Raw genomic sequence first — 25,708 nt, 5'->3', positions numbered from 1 at the left:
CGATATGACGTTATTAACCGCTATCCTTGCACTGGTTGGCCTTTCACTACTTTTCGGAGCCATCCTGGGGTTTGCCTCCATTCGATATAAAGTGGAAGGTAACCCGATCGTCGATCAGATTGATGCTCTACTCCCCCAAACACAATGCGGTCAGTGCAGTTACCCTGGCTGTAAGCCTTACGCTGAAGCCATTGCCAATGGTGAAAAGATTAATAAATGCCCTCCTGGTGGCGAAAGCACCATTAACGCCTTGGCCGATTTATTAGGCGTAGAACCTGAGCCACTGGATGCCGAGCACGGTGAAGAATCCGTAACTAAAGTTGCGGTTATCCGAGAAGACGAATGCATCGGATGCACAAAGTGCATTCAGGCATGTCCGGTTGACGCGATTCTGGGTGCAGCCAAACAAATGCATACTGTCATCGCCAGTGAATGTACTGGGTGTGATCTTTGTGTTGAACCTTGCCCGGTTGATTGTATTGATATGGTGCCGGTTGCGCCTACGCTTCAAACCTGGAGTTGGGAACAGCCGGTTTCCACTGCAAACGCAGTGTCGGCACAAAACGATAATCTCATCATCACTGATAAAGGTCGAGGAGCTGCTGCCTAATGAGTCAAGCAATAAAACTCTGGGACATTCACGGCGGCATTCATCCGGCTGAGAACAAAGAACAGTCCTCTCAAAAACCTATTCGTCAGGCAGTGCTACCTAAAAAGCTGTATCTTCCTTTGCAGCAACATATTGGCAGTCCGTCGGAGCTATCAGTAAAGGTCGGTGATAAGGTATTAAAAGGTCAGCGTATTGCTGAAGCGAATGGTTTCATCAGTGCCTCTTTGCATGCACCGACATCAGGTACGGTTATCGCCATTGAGAATCGTGCCATTCCACACCCGTCTGGTTTAACTGCCGAGACTCTGATTCTCGAAACTGACGGTGAAGAAACCTGGTGCGAACGAGAAATCATTGAAGATTATCGTCATACCGATCCTAAAGTATTGCTAAACCATATCCGTAATCATGGTATTACCGGTATGGGTGGTGCAGGCTTCCCAACGTCAGTAAAACTTACCTCTAAAGATGACGATCATATTCACACCCTGATTATCAATGGCGCTGAATGTGAGCCTTACATCACGGCAGACCATTTGTTGATGCGTGAACGTGCCGATCAAATTATTGTAGGCATTGGCATCCTTGGACATATACTGAAGCCTCGCCGTTGCATTATTGGCGTTGAAGATAACAAAATGGATGCCGTAGAAGCGTTGAAAGCCTCTATTGAATCTCATCCGAACACGCTGCCATTTGAAGTCATAGTTGCTGCGATTCCGACAAAATACCCATCGGGTGGTGAGAAGCAGCTAATTCAAATTTTGACAGGAAAAGAAGTTCCTCACGGTGGTATTCCTGCTGATCTTGGCATTGTTTGTCAAAACGTCGGGACCGTTGCGGCCGTTAGTAAGGCCGTTCTACACGGTGAGCCGTTAATCAGCCGTATCACTACAGTCACAGGTAATGCTGTGGCGGATCGAGGCAACTTTGAAACCTTAATTGGTACTCCACTTTCAGATTTGCTTTACCAATGCGCGTTGGATGAAGATGATTTACACCGTTTAATCATGGGTGGCCCGATGATGGGCTTCTCGCTTCAGTCTACCGACCTACCAGTTATCAAAACCACTAACTGCATTCTTGCAGCTACTGAAGCCGAGTTCCCAAATCCGGCCCAAGCTCAGGACTGCATCCGTTGTGGAATGTGTGCAGAAGCCTGCCCTGCTGAGCTGCTGCCACAACAGTTGTATTGGTTCTCGCGCGCTAAAGAGTTCGATAAAGCAAAACACTTTAACTTATTTGACTGCATTGAATGCGGCGCCTGTTCATTTGTCTGCCCAAGTCATATTCCATTGGTGCAGTATTTCCGCTTTGCCAAAGGCGGGATTCGTGCGGAAGAGCAAGCACACATCAAGTCGGATCGTGCAAAACTTCGTTTTGAAGCACGCCAAGAACGCCTTGCCAAAGAAGAGGCTGAAAAAGAAGCGCGCCGTAAAGCCCGCGCAGATGCAGCGGCTAAGGCAAAAGCTGAAAAAGAACAAACAACGGCTCAAACAGAAACGACAGCTTCAGAAAATGCTGACGACGATAAAAAAGCTGCGATTGCAGCCGCAGTCGCCCGAGCTAAAACCAAGAAAGGCGCCGATGCGTCAGCACCAAGCGTTGATCTAAAAGCATTGAAAGTAGAGTCTTCTCAAGCACGCGCGGCTTACTTAAAAGCTCAACGTACTCTGGATGCAGCTAAAGAAGCCGGTGAATTAACACCTGAGCAGATCAGTGAGCAAGAGACAGAAATTGCTAAACTGAAAACCGCCTATGAAGAATCCAAAGCGAAAATGGATGCGGCTCGAAGTGGCGGAACAAGTCCAACAGCACCTGCAACCTCCTCTGCGCCAGGCCCTGATCTAAAAGCACTGAAGGTCGCTTCCTCGCAAGCACGAGCTGCACATTTAAAAGCACAACGTGCCCTAGAGTCCGCGAAAGAAGCCGGCGAACTCTCTGACGACGAGACTAAAGCACAAGAAGCGGAAGTAGCGAAATTACTCACCGCTTATGAAGACGCCAAGAAAGCACTGGACGACGCTAAATCAGGAAATTCTGAAAGACCTGGAGATACCCCTTCAACATCGACGTCTGAAAACATTTCAGAAGCACAACCAACCGTTGATGTTAAAGCATTAAAAGTCGCTTCGTCACAAGCTCGCGCAGCGTATTTGAAAGCACAACGCGCCTTGGATACAGCCAAAGAAGCCGGTGAACTTTCCGATGAAGAAATCACAGCACAGGAAGCCGACGTAGCTAAATTACAAACGGCTTACGAAACGGCTAAGAAAGCGCTAGACGACGCAAAGAATGGCGTTGCTACACAGCCGTCTCAACCTACTCAAGTAACTGAAACAACCTCAGAGGCGCCTGCAACCAAGACGCTCGACCAGAAATACAAAGAGATGAAAGTACAGGCATCTCAAGCTCGAGCTGCTGCTAAACAAGCGCAGAAAGCCGTTGATGAAGCGAAAGAAGCCGGTCAAGCTGCTGAAGAGATCAAGGCATTGGAAGACACTTTGGCCGAAGCCGTTCAAAGCTACGAAAAGCTGAATGCCAAGAAGTTAGTACTTCAGGAAAAAGTAAAGCTTCAGAAGGAAGCGCCGGCGACCAAAACACCAGAGCTAAGCCAAGCATCAGAGCCAAACATTCAGACAGCATCTGACAATAAGTCACCGGAAGAAGTCGTAAATGCAGACGATATCGATCCGGCTCAGAAAGCAAAAGAGCTGAAAGTGGCCGCCTCTCAAACCAAAGCCGCATGGCGCAAGCTGGAAAGAGAACTGACCGCTGCACAAGAAGCCGGTGATGAGACCTCGGCGCTAGAAACACAAGTAGCTGAAGCTAAAGCAAAATACGACCAGGCCAATGAAGCTAAAACGGCTGCAATGGACGCCCTGAAAGGATAATTACCCATGTCATTTTTGAGCATTACATCCCCTCATATGAACAAGTCCAACGTGCGTAGCGTTGGATGGGTGATGACCCAGGTAATCATTGCGACCTTCCCGGCCATCCTTGCGATGACTTGGTTCTTCGGCTGGGGAACACTGATTAATATCGTACTTGCGGTTTCCGTTGCGCTTCTTTCCGAGTCGTTGGTTCTTAAACTTCGTAAGCGTCCTGTTGGTTTCTACCTAAAAGATGGATCAGCCATTGTCACCGCTTTATTGCTGGCCCTGGCTCTTCCCGCATTTGCTCCTTGGTGGTTAACAACAGTGGGTGTGGCTTTCGCCATCATCGTAGCGAAACACATGTATGGTGGCATGGGCTACAACCCGTTCAACCCGGCGATGGTTGCCTATGCCCTGCTCTTGGTGTCTTTCCCTGTAGACATGACCCAATGGTCATTTCCAAATCACAGCTTTGTATTGAGCTTCTCCGATACCTTTAGTCATATCTTTGGTCTATCTGTAGCTCACGATGGTCTTACCAGTGCCACGCCATTAGATGCGATGAAGCACAGCGCAGGTCAGACTCTAAATGAGCTGTTCGCATCGAAAGCAGCTCTACGACCAGATACCTTTGAAGCTTATCAAGTGATTTCAGTGGCCTTCCTGTTAGGAGGCATTTACTTACTGGCTCGTAAAATCTATACCTGGCATGCGCCTGTGGGAATGTTGGCCGGTATGGCAGTCATTGCGACGATTTTCCAGATTGTTGATCCTGACAGCTATGCACCTGCTAGCTTCCACCTGTTAACCGGTGCAACCATGTTAGGTGCCTTCTTCATTGTTACCGATCCAGTAACCAGTGCGACCAGTACCAAAGGCCGCTTGATCTTCGGTATTGGTGTGGGTGTTTTGGTGTATCTAATTCGTGCCTTTGGTAACTACCCTGATGCCGTGGCATTTGCCGTGTTATTGATGAATTTTGCATCGCCGTTCCTGGATCAATACACACAACCACGAACCTATGGGCATCGCAAAGCGCGTTCTGGCCTGCCGAAGAAGAAGGATTAATCCATGGATTCGTTGCTAACAGCCATTCGTAAAAACGCCATCGGTCTTGCTATATTCGCGGCGGTTACTGCCGGTTTGATTGCCGTTATTCAAGTAACGACCAAAGAAACCATCAGTCACAATATCCAGCAAGCACGCGTTAAAGCACTTCATGAAATGTTACCGCGTGACCAGCACGACAATGATTTATTGAACGACGCACTTTGGATTTCAGGCAAAGAGTTAGGACTTACTCAACCTGAAGAAGCCTTTGTAGCTAAGAAAAACGGGAATCCAATCGCCTTTTTCTTTCCCGTCAAAGCACTGGAAGGTTATACCGGCCCTATCAGTTTAGTGGTCGGAATTAAAGCATCCGGCGAACTGGCAGGCATTCGTGTTCTTCAGCACCAGGAAACACCGGGACTGGGTGATCAAATCGAACTCAAGAAATCGAATTGGGTGTTATCATTTAACGGTGTATCGCTGAATAATCCGATGGAAGATCGCTGGAAAGTAAAAAAAGACGGCGGCCACTTTGATCAGTTTACTGGGGCAACCATTACACCTCGCGCTATTGTAAAAGCCGTGCATAAAGCCTTAAGAGCGTTCAAACAAAATAAGCACACACTTATAACGCTAGAGACTCATCAAAGCATCGAAGGTTCTGAGCCAAACCAAGTGTTTGAGCTGACTTACAATCCTGACCTCGATAGCGCCAACCAACACTCCAAGGGAGAGTAAGCATGACAGATATGAAGAAAATTGTCGTCGACGGCCTTTGGAAGAACAATCCGGCTACGGTTCAGTTATTGGGTCTTTGTCCACTTCTGGCCGTCACCGGCTCGGTCGTTAACGCATTAGGCTTGGGCCTTGCAACCATTCTTGTGCTTGTTGGCTCAAACTTATCGGTTTCACTGATTCGAAACTATGTCTCAGAAGCCGTTCGTCTTCCTGCCTTTGTGATGATCATTGCGTCATTCACCACCTCTGTTGAACTGTTAATGCAAGCGTTCACTTACGAGCTGTATCAGATTCTCGGGATCTTTATTCCTTTGATCGTAACCAACTGTTCTATTCTGGGCCGCGCCGATGCATTTGCCTGTAAGAACCCTGTTTTACCTTCGGTTATCGACGGTTTAATGATGGGCTTGGGCTTTACCGCAGTTTTAGTGTTACTCGGTGCCATGCGTGAAATTATCGGTCTTGGAACCCTATTCTCTAATATGACCTTACTGTTTGGCAGCCTGGCAGAGAACTGGACAATCATTGTATTCGAAGACTACAAAGGCATGTTGTTTGCCATTTTGCCACCGGGTGCTTTCATTGGGCTAGGTATCATTATTGCGGTCAAAAACATCATTGATGCCAAGGTTAAAGAACGTGAAGATGCCAACAAAGAACACGTTGTAGCAGGTTCTAAACGTGCACGCGTAACCGGTACAATTTCTTGATAATTCAGGTTCTTGATATTTCAGGTTCTTAATATTTGAGAGTTGTAGATGAATAAAGAAAAACGTACCGAAATCTTTACCCGACTGAGAGATCAAAACCCTGAGCCCAAAACGGAGCTGGAATACTCTACTCCGTTTGAGCTTTTACTCGCCGTTGCCCTTTCCGCTCAAGCCACAGATGTCAGCGTTAACAAAGCCACCCGTAAACTGTTCCCTGTAGCTAACACGCCAGAAGCAGTTTATGAACTGGGTGTTGAAGGGCTGAGTGAATACATCAAGACCATCGGTCTGTATAACTCAAAAGCCAAGAACGCCATCGCTATGTGCAAGATTCTCATAGAGAAGCACAACAGCGAAGTTCCTCAAACTCGCGAAGCACTGGAAGAATTACCCGGCGTGGGCCGAAAGACTGCCAACGTCGTTCTAAATACCGCTTTCCGTCAGATTGCCATGGCTGTCGATACCCACATCGATCGAGTATCCAACCGTACAAAAATTGCGCCGGGTAAGAATGTTCGGGAAGTGGAAGACAAACTGCTTCGTCTAGTGCCGAAAGAGTTCCTAATGGATGCTCACCACTGGCTGATCCTTCACGGTCGCTATGTATGCACCGCACGTAAACCAAAGTGTACCGCTTGCATCATTGAAGACTTGTGTGAGTTTAAAGAAAAGACGAGTGATTAGTTCACCACTGAAATTAATCACCGATCCCTATACTAATTCTCCTATAATCATTCAGAAATCCATTCATATCGAGAGTTAAAATGCGAATCCTTCACACCATGCTGCGCGTTGGCGATCTAGATCGCTCCATTGAGTTCTACACGGATGTTCTGGGTATGAATCTAATTCGTCGTTCCGAGAATGAACAATACAAGTACACGTTAGCGTTCGTTGGTTACGGTGATGAGAAAGAAGGAGCCGTGATTGAACTGACCTATAACTGGGGTGTTACAGAGTACGATCACGGAGAGGCGTTTGGCCACATCGCACTTGAAACGGATGATATTTATGCGACCTGCGATGCAATTAAAGAAAAAGGCGGATTAGTAACCCGAGAGCCTGGACCGGTAAAAGGTGGAACAACCATCATTGCATTTGTAAAAGACCCTGATGGATACAGCATCGAGCTTATTAACAAGAAAGATACAAGCCAAGGGCTCGGTTAATAATCCTCAATCTCTGCCCCATATCTTTTCAGGATCTGCTGGTATTTGGTTTCCCCTTCAGATCCTACATCGGAGACAAGACTATCTAGTGTTTGCTGATATTCGATGATCACATCATCATTCACGTTTAGATTGAAGGCATAGTACAAAAAGCCGGCACTTCCGTAACTAAACACCACTTCAAAGTCCTCTGCATTGAGCCCGTACACCTTTTGAATGTACCGAGCCGGAGGCAGGCTATACACCCAGAGATCGACTCGATTAAACGCTAGCATCCTCGCGGCCTGCTCAGGAAAGGTCACAATCTCTGTTTGGTGTTGATGAATCTGGAAACGATTAATTACGTCTTCACCAATGTCTAAACGCACGGCTGCAATTCTAAAATTCCGTAAGCTGTAGCGATCAGGCACAACAATATTTCGATCTTTACGCGCTAAGAACACAATTTCATTGTCTATGATAGGGCCAACCCATTTAAATAATTGCTCCCTCTCATCCGTTCTGGTGGTTGAAAACACGACCGCGTTTTCAATGTTCTGAGCGTTGTAATAGGATCTTGCCCAAGGCTCAATCCGAATCTTAGGATCAGGCAAACCCATCTGGTGATGCATCTCTTTCAACAGATCTACGGCAATGCCTTTGATCTCTTGATTGTCTTCAAAATTATAGGGTGGGTAATTTTCAGAAAAGAACAGTAACTGGGCACAGGCTAAGGTTGACATAAACTGCAGTACAACCCAGGCAATCAAATAAGAAAAATGTTGGAAGAACATACCTACGTCTCCCGCTACATCCGAACATCATACCCTCAGGATAGGAGCTCTCTCCCGCTATGCAAAGGCTGTTCATCTTAAAATATAGATAGCAGCTAGTTACGCTTAGCCAAAGATCCTTTATGATTGCGATTTTCTTATTACGGAAGCATCTTGTGTCTTCAAACAGTCGTCCAGCATCAAAGCCCCCTTCCCTTCACCCCAGAAATCCACATTCTGGACGATACGATCTGGACGCTTTATGCCTCGCTACACCTGAGTTGAAAAGCTTCATTACACTCAACCCTCGTGGTGATAAGACCATCGATTTTTCTGACGATAAAGCAGTGAAGTTACTGAATGCTGCGCTGTTGAAACATCATTATCAGATTGAGTTTTGGGATATACCCAAAGGTTTCCTCTGTCCACCAATCCCTGGACGTGCCGATTACATTCATCATTTGGCAGATCTTTTAGCGACATCAAATTCAGGGAGCATTCCAAAAGGAAAGCAGGTACAAGGTTTGGACATTGGCACAGGGGCGAACCTGATCTACCCACTGTTGGCCCTCAAAAGTTATGGCTGGAAGATGACCGCCAGTGACATCGAAAAGACATCATTAGCTTCGGCCGAATCCATTCTGAAAGCAAACCGGCTTGGAAAATCAATCCGGCTTATACAGCAAACCAATAAGTCACATATTTTTGATGGCATCATTTCTGAGGGAGATCGATATCACTTTACGCTGTGTAACCCTCCCTTTCATTCGTCCGCGCAAGAAGCTTCTGAAGGTTCTGATCGAAAATTACGAAACCTCAACAAAGGCTCATCACGACAGAAAACAAAACAAGGATCACAGCGTTTGAACTTCGGTGGTCAACACAATGAGCTATGGTGTGAAGGTGGTGAAGTTGGCTTTATTAAGCAAATGATCAGAGAGAGTGTTCAATTTCAAAACCAATGTCTATGGTTCACTACCCTGGTTGCCAAGAAAGAACACTTACCCGCCATTCATCGAACCTTGAAGAAGTATAAAGTTGGTTATTTCAAAGAAGTAAAAATGGCCCAAGGGAATAAAATCAGCCGGTTTATAGCCTGGACATTTCAATCCAAAGCCGCTCATCCCTCATGGTTTATAGGTAGCCCCTCTAATAAAAAGTAACAGTAAATTAGGGATGTACTGCCATTCTTTGTATAATTCATTCAATAACAACTATTCCTGACTCTAAGTATACGAACGCATGCCCCATAACTCAGAAGCCTCAGATTTGGATTCAAACGCCGTCAAATCGAAAGGTAATACCTATCATCATGGCGACCTTAAAACCTCACTGATTACAGCCGCCAACACCATTCTTCAACGAGACGGAGCCGATGCGCTTTCTTTACGCTCGATTGCTGCCGAAGTGGGTGTCTCCCACATGGCACCTTATTCTCACTTCAAGAATAAAAAAGAATTAATTCAGGCAATCACCACAGATGGTTTTAAATCCTTAGCCATAGCGATGGAAAACGACAGTAAGGGGCTCACCAAACCGGAAGAATTGATTCTGGCCTATGGCACGTCGTATTTAGAGTTTGCCGTGCAAAACCCGCAGTTGTATCGAATCATGCTTGGGCAGGTAGATTCTCAAGGAAGAAGAAACCGAAAAGAAACACCGAGTAAACCGTTAGAGCCCACAATTTCAATAGAACAGGACGGTTTCACCGAAGGCCCTTACGATCTGTTGAAACAAGCCTTTGCCCGTGTCTATAACGATGATGCAATAGTTCAAGCACAAGCGATTGGTGCCTGGTCTATCGTACATGGTATGGCGGCATTGATCATTGAAGGTCATATTGAAGTTCCCAAAGGCACCAGCTTAAAACAGTTCCTAGCCAAAGCCACGCTTAAAGCCAGCCCGAACATTGGTAATCTTTGAATACTTATCCTGTCTGAAGACGTTCAATAATTGTATTGATTAGAAATAGCAATTGCAGGAAGGTAAATGATACTACCTTCCTTTTTGAAGAGAGATTTTTTGAAAACTTAGGTTACTAGCAGTGCTGATTAAAAAGCGTTAATTAATCGCAATCAATTCCACATCGAAAATCAGTAATGAGCCACCCGGGATAGCCCCAACCGGACGATCCCCATAAGCCAAGTGACTAGGAATACTCAAGCGAGCTTTTTCTCCCACCACCATTTTTTGTAGCCCTTCCGTCCAACCCAGAATGACCTGATTAAGATAGAAATCAATGGTCTGACCTCGATCGACAGAGCTATCGAAAACCGTGCCATCAATCAAGGTGCCGTGATAATGAACGGTCACTTTGTCAGTGACTGTTGGGTGAACATCCCCCGTACCTTCGCGAAGCACTTGATACAACATTCCTGACTCAGTCACTTCGACACCCGACTCGTTCTTATGCATGTCGATGTATTCCTGACCTTTTTGCTTATTCACAACGGCCTGCTTTTTAGCATTCTGGAACCGTCGAGTGAACATAAATACAAGGAACACAGTGATTACAATCACAAGTGCATTCATCATTTCAATTACTCCAGACCGACATACAAGGAGGCAGCATTGTATATTAGTGATGACTAAAGTGAAATGACATTGTCCGACAGCGAGAAATGCCTGTTTTTAAAGAAAAGCCAGCAATGGTTGCTGGCTTTATATAAATAGAATCGAGGAAACAACTGGGTTAAACGACGATCTCAATGTCTTCGGTAGGAAACGCCACACACGAATGACACCAACCGTATTGGGCATCCGTCGAACGCAAATGCGCTTCCGGCGGATTAAACACCTGCCCCTTAGTAACTTTCACTCGGCAAAGACTGCATTCACCAGAGCGACACGCATTCTCGGTAGTAAAGCCATTCCGTTCCATGCTGTTCAGCAAAGGCTCATCCACTCGTGCTTTAAATGTTCCTTTTCCTTTGATGGTGACATTTACTTCGTGCTCAGGGGCTAATCCTTCTGGCCAGCCTGCTAACGTTTCAGGGTTCTTTGGCGGCCCATTACATTCCACACGTACACGACGGGCTTTAACATTCAGCTGCTCAAGCTGCGCTTCGCAGAACTCATGAAAGCTGGTCGGCCCACATACATAGAACATTTTACCCTGAACATCGCCAACCAAGTCTTCAATGACATCTGCTTTTAGGTGGCCAGTGCGACCTTGATAGCCTTCCGGCGGACGTGAGATCAACTTAGTCACCGTTAGGAACTCATAAGCCTCGTCCAAGGCTTTCAGTTCATCATCAAAGATCACATCGTCCACATAACTGGACCCGTAGATCAGGTGGAAATTATAAGTAAGTCCACGATCAGCAATGTCTTTGATCATGCTACGCGCAGGCGCAATACCGGAGCCACCAGCAAGAAATACTAAATCATTCCCGTGGAAAACAGGGTTGTGATAGAAAGTGCCCATTGGCCCGGTACTTTCAAACTGATCACCCACCTTTACGCGATCCAAAAGGAAGTGAGTTACATAGCCATGTTCCACACGTTTAACCGTCAGGTCATAATGACCTCGGGCCCCTTTTTGCGAAGAAAGCGGCGCAGACGAAATGGCATAGGGACGCGCTGTTTCCACCCCATCAATATTGACGAAGAGATTGATATATTGGCCCGCCTGAAACGGAGGCAGCGCCAATCCGGTGGAAACCAAACGGAAGGTTTTGGTCGTTGGCGTATCCTTGATAATCTCAGCCACTTCCAAGGTCAATCGCTTAGGATGTAGCTTAGCAATCGTATTCTCGACTTTGCCTTTTTGCTCGGTGTAATCCGTGCCGTTTTTTTCCAACTCTGCTTTATGGTCTAAGGCCTTTTGATAACCATCGACCGCATGTAATACATTCATTTCTGGTGAAGAGTTCGACATGATTAAGCGCCCTCCGCTTCTGTGTTCAACACGGCTTCTGATGCCTGTTGTTGAGCTTGTTTTTTCTTAATTTTCTTAACTGCCGCGCGACCCGTACTCTCACCGATCATGTATGTCGGTTGGAAACCACCCATACCATTCCAACAACCCGCTAGCATTAAGCCATCAATAGCATTCATACGTTCACGGAATAGCTGCCCATCCTGTGTATTCTGCTGGAAGCCATAAATAGCGCCGCCTGGGGTATTGAGATAACGCATCATCGTCAGAGGCGTTCCCACTTCGAGTTCTTCAATGTTGTCGCGAATACCAGGGAACACACGTTCTGCGTGATCAATTAAATGATCTGCGAATTCGTATTTGGTCTTGGCATAGTCTTCCGGAGGAATGGACTCCCACGGTTCTCCGTATTGCAAGCAAAGCAAAGACAGTGTTGTCTTGCCTTCGGGCGCAAAGCTTGGGTCTTCAAAGTTGTAGCAGGTCAACATGGTGTGGATTGGAGGCGTCATGCTCTGCATATTCTTGTGCGCAACTTCCTCGTCACAACTGTCGATAATAAAGCTCGACGCTGCATTCACACCGATGTCTTGAGGTGAGCAATCCAAACCAATATAAAGCACGAAGGCAGAGGTGCCTAAACGACGTGACTTCATATCTTGAGCCGCTTGGATTGGCGGATGATCGGTATCCAATAACTCGTTAAAGGTATGAATCGGGCTGGAATTCGAAATCACGGAAGAACAACTGAAGGTTTCGCCATTCTCTGTAACAACAGCAGTAACCGCATCATTTTCCGTAAGGATTTTCTTCGCACCGCAGTTAAAACGCACTTCACCGCCCGCTTCCATAAAGGATTCCAACAAGGCACTGGAAATCGCCTGGGAGCCGCCTTTGATATGACACGGTTTGTAGGCAGCGTAGGAATAGATCATCACCGCCATGTCCATGAACGGAATGTCTTTAGTCGGCATACCGATGTAACACCAGTATGCAGCGATAATGGCCTTCAACTTTTCACTTTGGAAGAACTCATCCAACACATCTTTAGTGGATTTCAAACCGTACTTCACATAGTTCGGACAAGACGCTTTGAGCATGTTCTCGTCATTCGCTCTCATTGCGCGAGGCATCATCATAAAAGCTTCTAGGCAGAGGGTTTCGCAGAGCTTCATATATTTGGCAATGCCATCAGCTTCTTCGGGGAACTCGTTACTCAGAACCTCTATTAACCCCTTCACACTGGCAGGCAAGGTCACATCAAATTCACCCGGCATCACAATGCGATACAAGGAATGCTCTTGAACCACTTCTAAGCGATCCATAATCCCAAGCTTTTGGAAAATCTGTCGAAGAATAAACGGTTTGTCGTCCGTCCCCATACCACTCAATTGGTGAAGAGCAACTTCAAATTCATAGTCACCTCGAACAAACGAGGTCGCGCATCCCCCAGGAATATTGTGTCGTTCTAAAAGAAGTGTGCGTGCGCCGCCTCGTTGAGCAGCCACCGCTGCCGTTAAGCCAGCATTCCCCGCACCTATCACGATCACATCAAAGTCGGTCATCGATATGTCCTCAATTTTTTTGTTATTTTCTAAACACAAAACAAACCTTACAAAGTAAAGTTTACAATGTAAAGTTAGAAATACAAAAAAAGAGCCAAACAGCTCCTTTTTGCGAAATTGATTAAATTAAAAATGAATAATGTAAAAAACGATCTGAGCTTAAAGAATGTCCGTTAGAATGACGCCCAAGCCAAATCGTTGATTATTGTGGTTATAGTCAATCAGGCTTTCACCGTAACCATGAAAATACTGTGCGAAACCTCGTAATCGTCCCCACAATGGAAAACTGATTCCCGACTCCACCGAACCATAACCCGTAGCCCAGTTATAGCGGAATCCACCCGTCAGCTCATACTCATCATTAAATCGATAGACACCATTCACACTGTAATAGCCCATGTATTTGTTAATGTCCGGGTTATCGTCTCCTTTCGGATCACCATCAAAATCTTTGGCATCTTCAGGTAAGCGATACCAAGGCTGGACATAAACACCCCAATTATTTTTAGCAAACCCCAATCCTGCAAAAATACGATTCCAGCTACGGCTTAAGTTACCGCCCATTCCATTGGATTCATGCTCAATCCCCAGTCGAGTCAACAAAGTACCGCCCCATACCGTGGTTGGGATAGGCGCTTCATAATAAATTTCTGGTCGGTAGTTGGTTTCCCGGAAGGGAGAAGAAATTTCTGATGCGTAAAACTGCCAGAATGACTTCAAGGTAAACCCAAAGTAGATGGTGTCATTGGGTACAAAAATACTGGAATAAGTAAGTGGCACTTTAATGCTCAGCTGAAGCTTTACCTCTTCGTTTTCCACAGGTTCTTCGATGCCAGGATAAAAATCGATGTTTTCATACGGCTCCTGGTTAGGGTCAAGCATATAGCTGAATGGCAAAATGTAGTTTTGTCGATGCGCGGTAATAATGAATCGATTATTTTCCGTCGCTTTCTCAACCAAAATGCGTTTAGGTACTTCTACCTCATTGGCGAACTCCAAACGCATACAGTTGCTCTTAATATCTTTGGCCGTTACATCATCACCAGCAATCTCAACACTCTTCAAAACACACTGGTTGTATCGCTCGTCATTAGATAACTCCTCTAAGGGAGGTTCGGCTGAGGCTGCGCTCACAAATTGACAAACCAAGGCGAATGAAAGAACGACACCTTTAACACCTAGCTTATTAAAAAAGACGTAATGTCTGGTATTTTTTAGAAGATTCACCTGACTCTCCCTGTAAGAGCATTCCTACGACACATCAGTGAAAACTTGATAATGGACTGATTCGGACTAATCTCAAATTTATGTGCATATTAGCACTAAAAGATGAATTTTTATTACATTAGATTTTATAGTCCTTTTGGAGGCTGTTGTGAAAGTTTCCCATAAAGTGGCCGGTATCAGTGCCACGATTCTTCTCACGGTAATTACCATTCTGTCCTGGTCTCAGTACCTTACCGTGAAAAACAGTCTCTACCAAAAAACCGAGAACTCCATTAATGAAGTCAGTTCTGCCTTGGCGCATCAAATTGCTAACTGGCTGAATGGAAAGCTCAATTTGATTAACCTCATGGCACAGGATATCGATGCCGGTTTTAGTGGTGCACGAATTCAAGAAGTCTTCGAACGTCCTATTTTGAAAGAAGAATTCTTACTGATTTTCGGTGGCCTGGATACAGACGGCAAAGCCATTACTAATGATACATCCTGGAATCCAACTAACTGGGATGCTCGAAAACGCCCTTGGTATCAAGTCGCCAAAGATGCCAACGGGAAAGCTGCATTAACCGAGCCCTATGCAGATGCCAGCACCCAAGAAATATTAATTTCAGTAGTAGCCAACTTTTCAGATAAAGGTCAATTCAAAGGCGCCTTTGGTGGCGACTTGAGTCTCAAAACCGTTTCAGATTCCGTCAATACCGTTAATTTCAATAATTCCGGCTATGCTTTTCTGCTTACAAACAAAGGAACCATCATCAGTCACCCCAATGCAGAACTGAACGGTAAATCCATTTCTAAATTGTTCACAGGCAAAACACCTGAGTTAACATCCAAACTTCAATCCTTGGAAATCGATGGTACATCCGTATTCACTTCCTATCATTCACTTTCAAATCTTAAAGGAAGTGACTGGATGATTGGCGTGGTGGTGGAAGAAGACATTATCATGGCAGAAGCATCTGCCGTCGGTTGGCGTGCATTTTTTGCTGCGATCATCGGCGTTGTTGCCAGCACCCTGATTCTCTTCCTGGTTATGACCAAAGTGCTAAAACCACTACAACTGCTCTACCAATCCCTGCTCGACATTAACCGAGGCGAAGGCGATCTCACTAAACGTTTACCGATTGTCAGTAACGACGAGTTTGGAGAAGTCTCGACACAATTTAATCAGTTCATTGGCCACCTTCAGTCGCTGATTCTTAAAATTAAAGACCTCTCCACCGGTGTTCGTGGCAGCACAAATCTAACGGCAGAAGCTGCAGTACAAGCCTCAGAATGCCTACAAAGACAACTCTCCGAATTGGATCAACTAGCCACAGCAATGGCAGAAATGTCTTCTACCGCTCACGATGTAGCTGACAACGCACAACGAGGTGCAGACAGCGCACAAACAGCTCTGGAAGCAGCTCAAACCGGCGCAGGCATTGTTCAGAAAACGACGACCTCAATCAATCAGCTTTCCAGCGATATGAATGATGCCGTTAAAACCATTACCAACCTTGCTCAATACAGCAATAACATTGAATCCATTCTTTCGGTCATTACCGGCATTGCCGAACAAACCAACTTACTTGCCTTAAACGCAGCAATTGAAGCGGCTCGTGCCGGTGAACAAGGACGAGGTTTTGCCGTGGTTGCCGATGAAGTACGTGCGCTTGCTTCTCGTACGCAAGAATCCACCGAAGAAATTCAAAACATGATCAATCAACTGCAAACGGGCGTGAAACAAGCCGAACAAACCATCAACCACAGTCAGCAAATGGCCAATGAAACGCAAGAAGTTTCAGCTAAAGCCAATGATGCACTCGAAGCCATCAGTCATGCCATTTCTGAAATCTCAGACATGACCATTCAGATTGCAGCCGCCGCCGAAGAACAAAGCGCAACGACCGAAGAAATTAACCGAAACACCACCAATATCCGCGACATCAGCCAAAGCGTGGCCGATGGCGCAGAAGAGCAAACCAGACACTGTCAGGACATGGTGGAAAAAGCCGGTCAACAAGAAGACAGCCTAAGTATGTTTAAGGTCTGATTTTTTCTCCAATCACCAAAAAGGAGGCTCATCGCCTCCTTTCTTATTCTTACCAAATTTAGCAACCGTATTTAAGCTTCCCCAATAAACCCACCTGTTTGATGAGCCCAGAGCTGGGCGTAAATACCGCCCTTCTCAACCAGTTCCTGATGGGTGCCTTGTTCAACGATGGCGCCTTTGTCCATGACGATTAAGCGATCCATTGCAGCGATGGTAGAAAGACGATGAGCAATGGCGATGACCGTTTTATTTTCCATAAGCTTAATTAAGCTTTTCTGGATGGAGGCTTCGACTTCAGAGTCTAGAGCCGAGGTAGCCTCATCCAAGACAAGAATCGGTGCATCCTTCAACAGCACACGAGCAATGGCAATGCGCTGGCGTTGTCCACCAGACAACTTAACGCCTCGCTCACCGACTTTGGCGTCATAGCCTACTCGTCCTTCCAAATCGCTTAAGGTTTGAATAAATTCATCGGCCTCGGCCTGGAGTGTGGCTTGAATCATTTCTTGTTCGGTCGCGGTTGGATGGCCGTACAAGATATTCTCCCGAACAGATCGGTGTAACAGAGAGGTATCCTGAGTCACCATACCGATCTGGGCACGAAGCGATTCTTGTTGCACTTCGCTGATGTCCTGACCATCAATCAAGATGCGGCCAGAGGCCAAGTCATGAAACCGTAGCAAGCTGTTAACCAAGGTAGATTTACCGGCTCCCGATCGCCCAACCAATCCGACTTTTTCACCCGGTTTGATGTTCAACGTCAAATCATCAATAACCCCGGATTTCTTGCCGTAGTGGAACTCAATGTGGTCAAACTGGATTTCACCGTGTGTGACTTGCAGAGGTTTAGCCTCAGGTACATCCAAAACTTCCTGAGGTTGCGATAAGGTATTCATACCATCGGCCACTGTACCAATGTTTTCAAACAAGGCCGAGATTTCCCACATAATCCATTGAGACATACCGTTCAATCGCAATGCCAAACTCACCGCCACAGCAATGGCACCTGCCGTAATCAGTTCACCCGACCACAGCCAAATACCAATAAAAGCCATCGCAAAGATCAGAATATAGTTGATCACATCGACACTAAAGCTCAGCCCAGTGGCATAACGCATTTGGGTATAGACGGTCTGCAAAAAGGCGGCCATACCCTCTTTGGCGTAAGACGCTTCTCGTTGACTGTGCGAAAACAATTTAACGGTTGCAATGTTGGTGTAGCTGTCCACAACACGTCCTGTCATTTCCGCTCTGGCATCTGCTTGTTTGGTGGAAATACGTTTCAAACGCGGGATGAAAAAATAGAGTATCAGCGAGTAGCAAATCACCCAGGTCAGTAAAGGGAGCATCATTCGGTAATCCGCTTGCGCCACCAGAACCAAAATCGCCACAGCGTACACACCAACGTACACCATCACATCCAACAATTTCATCACGGTTTCCCGCACGGCTAACGAGGTCTGCATTACCTTGGTTGCGATTCGGCCTGCAAAGTCATTCTGATAAAACGACATGCTTTGCTTGAGTAGATAACGATGCGACATCCAACGAATCTGCATTGGGAAATTCCCCAACAAAGCGAGATGCAAAATCGCCGCATGCAAGAAAACCAGAATGGGTAACCCCACCATCAATAACAGGCCAACGCCAAGTAATTCATCCCCGTGGTTCTCAAACAAGGTGGCCGGCGTTTCGGTAGACAGCCAATCAATCAAATCGCCCATGAAACCAAACAGATAAACTTCCAAAATGGCCAAAATGGCCGACAACACAGCCATCGCAATCAGCGGTATTTCCATGCCTTTAATGTGGTGACGACAAAATTGATACAAGGAGGCAGGCGGCTGTTCCGGTTCCTCTACAGGAAACGGATCAATGATTTTTTCGAAACGACGAAGCATGGGGAGGAGCCTATCAATAAGGAGGTGTAATAAAGCCTGCTATTGTAGAACATAAAATGCTGATCAAGATAACAAGTTTTTAGATGAAACCTATCAATTTAACCGGAACCTTCTATAGTTAAAACAGAGTCATAATTTTTACTGAGAATTCACTGAAAGCGTACGTTGGAACCATCATGAACACTATCCGACACGGCATGTCAATTGGCGTTGAACGCATCGAAGACGAGATTCTGTTTACCCTCAAAGTACAGGGAAAACTCACCCATCAAGATTACCAACACATCGTTCCTATGTTGGAGTCTGCCATTAAAGGCATTGATCACCCGCACATTAATTTTTATGTCGACGCCACAGAGCTTGAAGGCTGGGAATTAAGAGCCGCCTGGGACGATCTGAAACTGGGCCTCAGTCACGGTAATGAATTCGCCAAGATTGCGATCTATGGAAATAAAAAATGGCAGGAGTATGCCGCCAAAATAGGCACCTGGTTTATTTCAGGCGAGGCGCGCTTTTTCGAGTCGATGGATGAAGCATTGAGTTGGTTACGAGAGGAGAAACAACCTTTGTGGTGATTTTATGTAACGAACACCAAAAGATTGTTTCCCACTGTTCCACAATCAAAAATTACGCTTCTTGAAACTCTTCCTGTGAAACATGATCAGCCAGTAATTCGAAATACGGATCGAACACATCTTGCCCGTTAAATTCGGCATTCAGCACAGAGATCATGGTGTAGACGCCCACCAATTTCCTCTGTAAAAACAGAAACTCTTTTGGCGGCATATTGAAATGCTTAGACACCGCTGAAATAGTTGCTTTGCGGGCAACCCGGGCCGGAAGATCACTCAAAGACCAACAATATTCACCGTACTGGTTGAGCGCAAACGCAGGTGGTGGATGTTGACCGTTTGCAAATGGTTCAACCAGATCATAGACAATCTCAGTAAAGGCATTAAGAACTTTCGGCGGGAAATAATCCTGCATGAAATTAACAGCAATGGCCCCTTCCAATACTCGTTTCTTATCCCGTAAATAACCGCCTTTGATCATCAACTGAACCGGCTTCATCACCGAATCATCAAACGAACGCACTGCGCCAAAATCCAGTAAGACCAATTGGTCGGACTTTCCATCCTCAGACAAACGAATTCGATAGTTACCAAAGTTCGGATCAGTCTGCATCTCTTTCCAAACAAAGAGTTCCTTAAACAACAGATCCAGTGCCGATTTTGCAATGTGATTTCTGCGCTCCAAAGTCAGCCCTAACACCGAATCCGAATTCACCGTCAGACCTTCTTCAAAACTGGTACACAAAACTGATCCTGTAGAATATCGATCAATGACCTCTGGAACGACATAACGAGGGTCATTAGCCAACAGCTGACGAAACTTTTTGGTGGTATGTGCTTCTTCGTAGTAATCCACTTCCCGGTGCATCATGAAACGAATTTCATTGAACCACTGGTCAAAATCCTTCCCCATTTGAATGGATCGAGTCAACTTTAATAAAGATGCAACGGAACTTAAATCACTATCAATGGCTTCAGCAACGCCAGGGTATTGGACTTTCAAACACACCACTTTGCCATCAGATTTTCTAACGGCTTTATGAACTTGCCCCAGAGAAGCAGCACCTAATGGAACAGGATCAATCTCCAGTTCCATCAAACGTTCCGAGCCTAATTCAGTAATCAGCGCATGATGAATGGTTGTCCAGGCAACCGGTGTAGTGTCTTCTTCTAACGTATGCAATGCGTCTGTTATTTCTTCAGGCAAAAATAGCTCACCATAAAGCGCCATCATTTGACCGATCTTAACGACACTGCCTTTAAGCTTTCCTAATTCTTCAACCAGATAATGAGCTTCTTGAGATAAAGCGCGCTTGTGGGCCTTACGACGTTGATCTTGCCGTTTTAACATCGCTCCGGCGCTTTTAGAGGCATAGCGAGTACCCGCAACCAGCCCGGCCTTTGCCATTAAGAACTTACGCTCAAAACTTCCTGTTCGAATCTTTTCTACGTGCTTTTTTGTTTTTTTGGCCATGAAGCTTCCAAATTAAAATGGATACTGAATCTAAAATTCTTTCCATCCAATACGAGGTCGGATTTTTCAGCGAGCTTGGCTGCCAGTCAGACCGTAATGTCACCCACTACACCAGAGGACGTCGGCCTTTATTATCGAGCTTATAGTTATAGGGGACCTCAGAGCTGGCAATTTTAGCGATTTTGCTGAGTGAAGGCGATGCCTTACTGAGACGTTTCACTTTATTGCCACAGTTGATAAGGGAGATCTCCCTTATCAACAGCCTAGATTTTCGCCAAGCCGAGTAGATTAATCAATCGATTAAGAAAAAAAGAAAAAAGTAATAAAAAAATGTAGACAACCCAATTTTTATACATATAATGCTCAGCACATTCGCCGGCATAGCTCAGTTGGTAGAGCAACTGACTTGTAATCAGTAGGTCCCGAGTTCGACTCTTGGTGCCGGCACCAGATTTAAAGCCCAGCTTCGTAAGGAGCTGGGCTTTTTTCTTGTCCGAATAAATATCCCTGTTCTGTCATCAATTTCATTTGCACTGATTTCCCCCTCATACCAGATCATTCCCGTTCATCTAAAAACAGTCTCTGAAAGTCAAAAACCACACTGTACAGGCCACACAATCGCCCATAATCTCTATACATGACTGAAATTCATCTAGATGATCAATTTTCTCAATTGTGGCAAGTTATCAAAGCCCTTAGACTATGCCATCAACCAAAATTAAACGTATGTTTAATAGGCCAAGCGCCTCAAAATAATGCCTATAAAAAAGAGATAAAAAATGACTGCCAGCACTTCCCTAACCTTCTACAGCTACCGACTATTCCAGTCACAAGTTCGTTCAGCGAAATGGTGTATTGGCTTTGCTCTTCTTCTGATGGCTACGCTACTTCAGGCAAATACGCCACCGCCTGCAAAAGTGGTCGTGACCGTGGTGAGTTCTCAAGAACTAGCGGATACCACCAGTATCCCAGGCATCATTGATTTCAATACCAGCAGTCTGATTACCAGTGAGCAGACCGGCATTATTTCCGAGATCTATTTTAATGAAGGCGATAAGGTCAAAAAGGGTCAGATCATTGCGCGGTTGAACACCGATTTATTACAACAAGACATTAAGGTAAAAGGTTCTGAGATTGATGCTCTAAAAGCAGAACAGGCTCGTATTGAAAAAGACATTGAGCGCTCTAACAAATTACTTAAAACCAGCTTTGAAAGTAAGCGGGCGTTAGAAAACCTGGAATTCAGTTTAAAAGCTAACCTAGCTAACCGTCAGCGTTTATTGCATCAGGTAGAACGCCTGAACATCTTAATTCGTAAGAGCGAAATCAAAGCTCAATTCGACGGGTTAATTCTTGCTAAACACAAACACCCTGGTGAATGGCTAGGCCAGGCAGATCCGATAGTGACTCTAGCCAAGTTAAGCGACACCATTGCCTTGGTCAGCGTTCCAGAACGCTATCTTCGCTATGTTCATTTAGGCAGCAATACCAGCGTGATGATTCCTGCTTTGGATATGGAAGTAGAAGGTGTTCTCGACAGCACAGTACCAGTCGCCGACCTTCGTACCAAAAGCGTTCCTTTGAAAGTTAAGATTGATTACCAACCTTCTTTCATTCGCAACATGTCGGTAAAAGTATCTGTGGCGACTTCCGACAAACGCAAAGCCCTGACGCTTCCCAGAGACGCCTTAGTCCAACATCAGGGCAAAGAGTTTGTGTATACGGTCAAAACCAATGACGACGGCTCTCAGCAAGCGCAAATTGTTCCTGTGGATATCTCGGGCCGATATGGAGAAATCGTCGCCATCCGACCAGGTCTGTTAAAAGCCGGTAGCCGTGTGGTGATCAAAGGCAACGATCGGCTTAGACCGGATCAACCAATCGTAATTCAAAAGTAATCACCCTCGTTTGACGATTGGATAAAGGAATTTATATGTCACTCATCAGTCAATCCATTAAACATCCCGTTGCCACTATATCCTCGGTCATTCTGGTGGTGATGTTCGGCATCGTGAGCTTGCTTCAGTTACCGATTCAGCTCACGCCCGATGTGGAACAACCGCAAATCACTGTACGTACCACCTGGGCCGGCGCCAGCCCCTACGAAATCGAAAAAGAAATCATTGAACCACAGGAAGAAGTTCTTAAAAGTGTTCAAGGTCTGCTCCTGTTAGAGAGTGCCAGCTATAACGACTATGGTGAAGTCACCATGACCTTTAAGGTTGGCACCTCGCTGAACACGGCCAACATGCTGGTTTCTAACAAGCTCAATGAGGTGTCCAGCTACCCTGAAAACGCCCTCAAGCCCGTGATTAATACTTCCGGCGCAGACAGCTCTCCGATTATCTGGATGATGTTTAAGAAAAAGGAAGAGCCCTACCGCGACATTCGTAAGGAACGTACCTTCTTCGAAAATGAAGTGCGCGCACGTTTAGAGCGGGTCGATGGTGTTGGCTCGCTCTTCGTTCTGGGCGGCACCGAAGAGCAATTGGAAGTGGTTGTCGACACCACGGCACTGGCGAACAACCAACTGACCATTGATGAATTATCTCAACGTATTCAGCGCGGTAATAAAACCACTTCAGCGGGTGTTCAGGGGATTAGCCGACGTAATTACCGAATCCGAACACTTTCTGAATTCCAATCGCCTGAAGATGTGGAATCACTCCCTATTCGAGACGATGGCTTCTACCGAATCACGGTCGCCGATGTGGCCGAAGCTCGCATTGGTTATGAACCTAAAACCGATGCCGTGTTGCACAACGGCATGCCAATGATCATTGTCGGGGTTCGCAAAGAGTCTGGCGCCAACGTATTAGACCTAACACGTCGCGTAAGAAAAGTGGTCAATGAAATCAACGACACCGTACTGGCACAACACGGACTCTACTTCGATTGGGTCTACGATCAAACGCCATACATCAACACCGCCATTGAGATGGTTCAGATCAACTTGGTGATCGGTGCATTACTGGCCATTGCCGTGTTATTACTGTTCCTACGTTCGATTTCATCCACCATTACGGTCGCCATCGCCATCCCGGTGTCTGCGATGGGCACCTTCATCTTCCTCTACCTCGGTGAACGCTCAATCAACGTAGTGAGTCTGGCAGGTATTTCATTTGCAGTCGGAATGCTGGTGGACAACTCCATCGTGGTTCTGGAAAACATTGATCGTCATCGTCGCATGGGAAAAAGTGCCTTTAAAGCCGCCTTTGATGGTACCAATGAAGTCTGGGGCGCAGTGCTTGCCTCGACGGTCACCACGGTTGCGGTGTTCTTACCGGTACTTTTTATCGAAGAAGAAGCAGGACAATTGTTCAGAGACATCGCTATCGCCATTACCGCCTCGATCATATTCAGTCTGGTGGTGTCGATCTCTGTGATCCCAACGATTATTCGTCGTTTCTATGCCCGTTCTGATCATAAATCCCATCGAGCCGATGAACACGAGCGTCCGGTAAAGCTGCACCAAGGTAACAGATTTGTTCGCACCATCATGATTTTGTCAGAACTGACACTTAAATCTCCGGTGTCACGTCTTGCTACCGTATTAGTGTTTGTTGCCGGTTCCTATTTAGTCACTATGTGGCTACTACCAAAAGCCGAATACTTACCGCAAGGAAACCGAAACTTGATTCTGAATATTCTGGTGCCGCCACCAGGGTATTCCGTTGAAAAACGAGAGCAGATTTCAGAGTACGTCTATGACGAACTAAAGCCTTACATTGAAGAAGACAACGTCGAAGGCTTTCCACAAATCAAGCAACTGTTCTTCGTCAGCCATGACAGCTTAACCTTGTTCGGTGGGTTAAGCGCTCACGAAACCCGTGCTAAAGAACTGATGCCTTTGTTTAACCGGGTGATGCAATCCATCCCGGATATGTTTGGCGTTAGCTTGCAAGCCGGTATTTTCGAAAATGGTATTGGTAAAGGGCGAAGCATCGACGTGAATGTCTCAGGTGAAGACAACGAAGAAATCGTCAATGCCGCGCGTGTGCTTTATGGCACTCTGGCCGGTGCCATTCAGGGCGCACAAATCCGCCCGATGCCATCGTTGGAAATTTCCTACCCGGAAGCTCGTATTCTGCCGGATCGCAATAAGCTGCTCGCCAATGGTCTGGATGAAACCAGTCTTGGTACGTACATCGACATCATTATGGATGGCCGAAAAATCAGTGAATACAAACCGGATGGCAAAAAGGAAATTGATCTGGTTCTCCGCTCTGACGAAGCGAAAGTGACGTCACCAGAAGACATTCTCGACAAACACATCGTCAACAACTACGGCCAATTGGTTCGAATTGGTGATGTGGCCGAGTTGAGTTACACCACCGGGGTGCCACAAATTAATCACCGGGAGCGTAAGCGAACTGTGACGTTGCAAGTAACGCCGCCACCGGAAATGCCACTGCAAACCGCACTGGAACTGATCAGCCAGAAGTTAGTGCCATCAGTACAGGACAAAGGGCTACTGGACGCCGTTGAAATCACCGTTGGCGGTAACGCAGATAAACTGACGGAAACCAAAGAATCCCTTCAGTGGAATTTCATTCTGGCTATTTTGATTACTTATCTGTTGATGTCAGCCCTGTTTTCCAATTACCTGTACCCTCTGATCATTCTGGTATCTGTGCCATTGGCAGCGGCGGGTGGTTTTATTGGTTTGTCGCTGGTTAATCAGTTTGTGGCACCACAACCGTTCGACATATTAGTGATGCTTGGCTTCGTCATTCTGGTCGGTACCGTTGTGAACAACGCCATTCTGATTGTGCATCAGTCCTTAAATAATGTGCGTTTCAACGGAATGGACAACATCACAGCAATTTTGTGGTCTGTCAGAACACGAATTCGACCAATTTTCATGAGTACCACCACCAGCTTGTTTGGTCTCTTCCCTCTGGTGATTGCTACCGGAGCGGGCAGTGAAATTTATCGAGGGTTGGGAAGTGTCATTCTGGGTGGATTAGCACTCTCCACCCTTCTGACCTTGTTTGTGATTCCTGCATTGTTGGCTTTCTTCATTCACATGGAAAAACCACAAATTAGAGAAGAATAATCCCACCAGGCGCTCCCTTGAGCGCCTATCCATTTCCTCCTCCGCATTATCTCTTTTGAATTTCAAAAAAGCCTGCCATACTGCTTAAAGAAC

The 25,708-nt window shown here is 46.0% G+C and carries 20 protein-coding genes and 1 tRNA gene; 14 read left to right on the top strand and 7 right to left on the bottom strand.

The features are described 5' to 3' along the window. The first annotated feature begins 4 nt into the window (after nt 1-4). From rsxB to gloA, 7 genes are all read left to right on the top strand, one after another. Complete coding sequence (gene rsxB / locus QQL66_RS13385; protein ID WP_284382049.1) at nt 5-610, top strand: electron transport complex subunit RsxB; 606 nt, start codon at nt 5-7, stop codon at nt 608-610. After that, a complete protein-coding gene (rsxC, locus tag QQL66_RS13380) occupies nt 610-3,504 on the top strand; it encodes an electron transport complex subunit RsxC (protein ID WP_284382048.1) in 2,895 nt (964 codons plus the stop codon). Before rsxB ends, rsxC begins: the two co-directional genes overlap by 1 nt. Nucleotides 3,505-3,510: 6 nt before the next feature. Beyond that, nucleotides 3,511-4,557 carry an electron transport complex subunit RsxD gene (gene rsxD / locus QQL66_RS13375; protein ID WP_284382046.1) on the top strand — a complete coding sequence of 349 codons (1,047 nt, stop codon included), beginning with the start codon at nt 3,511-3,513 and terminating at the stop codon, nt 4,555-4,557. Between the two features lie 3 nt (nt 4,558-4,560). Beyond that, nucleotides 4,561-5,277, top strand: a complete 717-nt coding sequence (rsxG, locus tag QQL66_RS13370; protein ID WP_284382044.1) for an electron transport complex subunit RsxG — start codon at nt 4,561-4,563, stop codon at nt 5,275-5,277. Nucleotides 5,278-5,279: 2 nt separating this feature from the next. After that, complete coding sequence (locus tag QQL66_RS13365; RefSeq protein ID WP_284382042.1) at nt 5,280-5,987, top strand: electron transport complex subunit E; 708 nt, start codon at nt 5,280-5,282, stop codon at nt 5,985-5,987. A 48-nt stretch (nt 5,988-6,035) separates the two neighbouring features. After that, nucleotides 6,036-6,671, top strand: coding sequence for an endonuclease III (gene nth / locus QQL66_RS13360; protein WP_284382041.1), 636 nt, complete (start codon nt 6,036-6,038; stop codon nt 6,669-6,671). 80 nt (nt 6,672-6,751) lie between these two features. Further along, on the top strand, nt 6,752-7,156 hold the full coding sequence (gene gloA, locus QQL66_RS13355; protein WP_284382039.1) for a lactoylglutathione lyase: 405 nt from the start codon (nt 6,752-6,754) through the stop codon (nt 7,154-7,156). Here gloA and QQL66_RS13350 read toward each other — a convergent pair. Further along, on the bottom strand, nt 7,153-7,929 hold the full coding sequence (locus QQL66_RS13350; protein ID WP_284382038.1) for a substrate-binding periplasmic protein: 777 nt from the start codon (nt 7,927-7,929) through the stop codon (nt 7,153-7,155). The two genes, gloA and QQL66_RS13350, sit on opposite strands and share 4 nt — an antisense overlap. Nucleotides 7,930-8,051: 122 nt before the next feature. Here QQL66_RS13350 and rlmF point away from each other — a divergent pair, with 122 nt between their 5' ends. Next, the gene (rlmF, locus tag QQL66_RS13345; RefSeq protein WP_284382037.1) at nt 8,052-9,071 is read left to right on the top strand and encodes a 23S rRNA (adenine(1618)-N(6))-methyltransferase RlmF; all 1,020 of its coding nucleotides are present in this window, start codon (nt 8,052-8,054) and stop codon (nt 9,069-9,071) included. Between the two features lie 79 nt (nt 9,072-9,150). Further along, complete coding sequence (locus QQL66_RS13340; RefSeq protein WP_284382036.1) at nt 9,151-9,831, top strand: TetR/AcrR family transcriptional regulator; 681 nt, start codon at nt 9,151-9,153, stop codon at nt 9,829-9,831. A gap of 138 nt (nt 9,832-9,969) precedes the next feature. Here QQL66_RS13340 and bamJ read toward each other — a convergent pair whose 3' ends face one another. The 4 genes from bamJ to QQL66_RS13320 form a co-directional block, all read right to left on the bottom strand. Beyond that, nucleotides 9,970-10,443, bottom strand: a complete 474-nt coding sequence (gene bamJ, locus QQL66_RS13335) for a BamJ family beta-barrel-assembly machinery protein (protein WP_284382035.1) — start codon at nt 10,441-10,443, stop codon at nt 9,970-9,972. A 157-nt stretch (nt 10,444-10,600) separates the two neighbouring features. Further along, the gene (locus QQL66_RS13330; RefSeq protein ID WP_284382034.1) at nt 10,601-11,788 is read right to left on the bottom strand and encodes an FAD-binding oxidoreductase; all 1,188 of its coding nucleotides are present in this window, start codon (nt 11,786-11,788) and stop codon (nt 10,601-10,603) included. Nucleotides 11,789-11,790: 2 nt separating this feature from the next. Beyond that, the gene (locus QQL66_RS13325) at nt 11,791-13,350 is read right to left on the bottom strand and encodes a phytoene desaturase family protein (RefSeq protein WP_284382033.1); all 1,560 of its coding nucleotides are present in this window, start codon (nt 13,348-13,350) and stop codon (nt 11,791-11,793) included. A gap of 159 nt (nt 13,351-13,509) precedes the next feature. Next, complete coding sequence (locus QQL66_RS13320; RefSeq protein WP_284382031.1) at nt 13,510-14,484, bottom strand: phospholipase A; 975 nt, start codon at nt 14,482-14,484, stop codon at nt 13,510-13,512. A gap of 241 nt (nt 14,485-14,725) precedes the next feature. Between QQL66_RS13320 and QQL66_RS13315 the strand changes: the two genes are divergently transcribed. Continuing rightward, complete coding sequence (locus tag QQL66_RS13315; RefSeq protein WP_284382030.1) at nt 14,726-16,609, top strand: methyl-accepting chemotaxis protein; 1,884 nt, start codon at nt 14,726-14,728, stop codon at nt 16,607-16,609. Between the two features lie 71 nt (nt 16,610-16,680). Here the strand turns inward: QQL66_RS13315 and QQL66_RS13310 are convergent, their stop codons facing one another. Further along, entirely contained in the window at nt 16,681-18,510 is a 1,830-nt protein-coding gene (locus QQL66_RS13310) for an ABC transporter ATP-binding protein (protein WP_284382028.1), read from the bottom strand. A 176-nt stretch (nt 18,511-18,686) separates the two neighbouring features. Here QQL66_RS13310 and QQL66_RS13305 point away from each other — a divergent pair, with 176 nt between their 5' ends. Continuing rightward, the gene (locus QQL66_RS13305) at nt 18,687-19,085 is read left to right on the top strand and encodes a SpoIIAA family protein (RefSeq protein WP_284382026.1); all 399 of its coding nucleotides are present in this window, start codon (nt 18,687-18,689) and stop codon (nt 19,083-19,085) included. Nucleotides 19,086-19,137: 52 nt separating this feature from the next. Here the strand turns inward: QQL66_RS13305 and QQL66_RS13300 are convergent, their stop codons facing one another. After that, nucleotides 19,138-20,556 (bottom strand): ABC1 kinase family protein, encoded by a 1,419-nt coding sequence (locus QQL66_RS13300; RefSeq protein ID WP_284382025.1) that lies wholly within the window; start codon nt 20,554-20,556, stop codon nt 19,138-19,140. A 374-nt stretch (nt 20,557-20,930) separates the two neighbouring features. On the opposite strand from QQL66_RS13300, the gene QQL66_RS13295 reads away from it, so the two are divergent. The 3 genes from QQL66_RS13295 (at nt 20,931) to QQL66_RS13285 (ending at nt 25,615) form a co-directional block, all read left to right on the top strand. Continuing rightward, nucleotides 20,931-21,006, top strand: a tRNA-Thr gene (locus QQL66_RS13295). A 329-nt stretch (nt 21,007-21,335) separates the two neighbouring features. Then, the gene (locus QQL66_RS13290) at nt 21,336-22,454 is read left to right on the top strand and encodes an efflux RND transporter periplasmic adaptor subunit (protein WP_284382024.1); all 1,119 of its coding nucleotides are present in this window, start codon (nt 21,336-21,338) and stop codon (nt 22,452-22,454) included. 35 nt (nt 22,455-22,489) lie between these two features. Beyond that, the gene (locus QQL66_RS13285) at nt 22,490-25,615 is read left to right on the top strand and encodes an efflux RND transporter permease subunit (RefSeq protein WP_284382023.1); all 3,126 of its coding nucleotides are present in this window, start codon (nt 22,490-22,492) and stop codon (nt 25,613-25,615) included. Nucleotides 25,616-25,708 lie beyond the last annotated feature (93 nt).

The organism is Litoribrevibacter albus, assembly GCF_030159995.1.
Classification (GTDB): domain Bacteria; phylum Pseudomonadota; class Gammaproteobacteria; order Pseudomonadales; family Litoribrevibacteraceae; genus Litoribrevibacter; species Litoribrevibacter albus.
The sequence above is the reverse complement of the archived record's forward strand: the minus strand, read 5'-3'. Positions and strand labels throughout refer to the sequence as shown.

Coding starts and splice junctions, on each gene's coding strand:
- rsxB (WP_284382049.1), top strand. CDS start 5: ATGACGTTATTAACCGCTATCCTTGCACTGGTTGGCCTTTCACTACTT.
- rsxC (WP_284382048.1), top strand. CDS start 610: ATGAGTCAAGCAATAAAACTCTGGGACATTCACGGCGGCATTCATCCG.
- rsxD (WP_284382046.1), top strand. CDS start 3,511: ATGTCATTTTTGAGCATTACATCCCCTCATATGAACAAGTCCAACGTG.
- rsxG (WP_284382044.1), top strand. CDS start 4,561: ATGGATTCGTTGCTAACAGCCATTCGTAAAAACGCCATCGGTCTTGCT.
- QQL66_RS13365 (WP_284382042.1), top strand. CDS start 5,280: ATGACAGATATGAAGAAAATTGTCGTCGACGGCCTTTGGAAGAACAAT.
- nth (WP_284382041.1), top strand. CDS start 6,036: ATGAATAAAGAAAAACGTACCGAAATCTTTACCCGACTGAGAGATCAA.
- gloA (WP_284382039.1), top strand. CDS start 6,752: ATGCGAATCCTTCACACCATGCTGCGCGTTGGCGATCTAGATCGCTCC.
- QQL66_RS13350 (WP_284382038.1), bottom strand. CDS start 7,929: ATGTTCTTCCAACATTTTTCTTATTTGATTGCCTGGGTTGTACTGCAG.
- rlmF (WP_284382037.1), top strand. CDS start 8,052: ATGATTGCGATTTTCTTATTACGGAAGCATCTTGTGTCTTCAAACAGT.
- QQL66_RS13340 (WP_284382036.1), top strand. CDS start 9,151: ATGCCCCATAACTCAGAAGCCTCAGATTTGGATTCAAACGCCGTCAAA.
- bamJ (WP_284382035.1), bottom strand. CDS start 10,443: ATGATGAATGCACTTGTGATTGTAATCACTGTGTTCCTTGTATTTATG.
- QQL66_RS13330 (WP_284382034.1), bottom strand. CDS start 11,788: ATGTCGAACTCTTCACCAGAAATGAATGTATTACATGCGGTCGATGGT.
- QQL66_RS13325 (WP_284382033.1), bottom strand. CDS start 13,350: ATGACCGACTTTGATGTGATCGTGATAGGTGCGGGGAATGCTGGCTTA.
- QQL66_RS13310 (WP_284382028.1), bottom strand. CDS start 18,510: ATGCTTCGTCGTTTCGAAAAAATCATTGATCCGTTTCCTGTAGAGGAA.
- QQL66_RS13305 (WP_284382026.1), top strand. CDS start 18,687: ATGAACACTATCCGACACGGCATGTCAATTGGCGTTGAACGCATCGAA.
- QQL66_RS13300 (WP_284382025.1), bottom strand. CDS start 20,556: ATGGCCAAAAAAACAAAAAAGCACGTAGAAAAGATTCGAACAGGAAGT.
- QQL66_RS13290 (WP_284382024.1), top strand. CDS start 21,336: ATGACTGCCAGCACTTCCCTAACCTTCTACAGCTACCGACTATTCCAG.
- QQL66_RS13285 (WP_284382023.1), top strand. CDS start 22,490: ATGTCACTCATCAGTCAATCCATTAAACATCCCGTTGCCACTATATCC.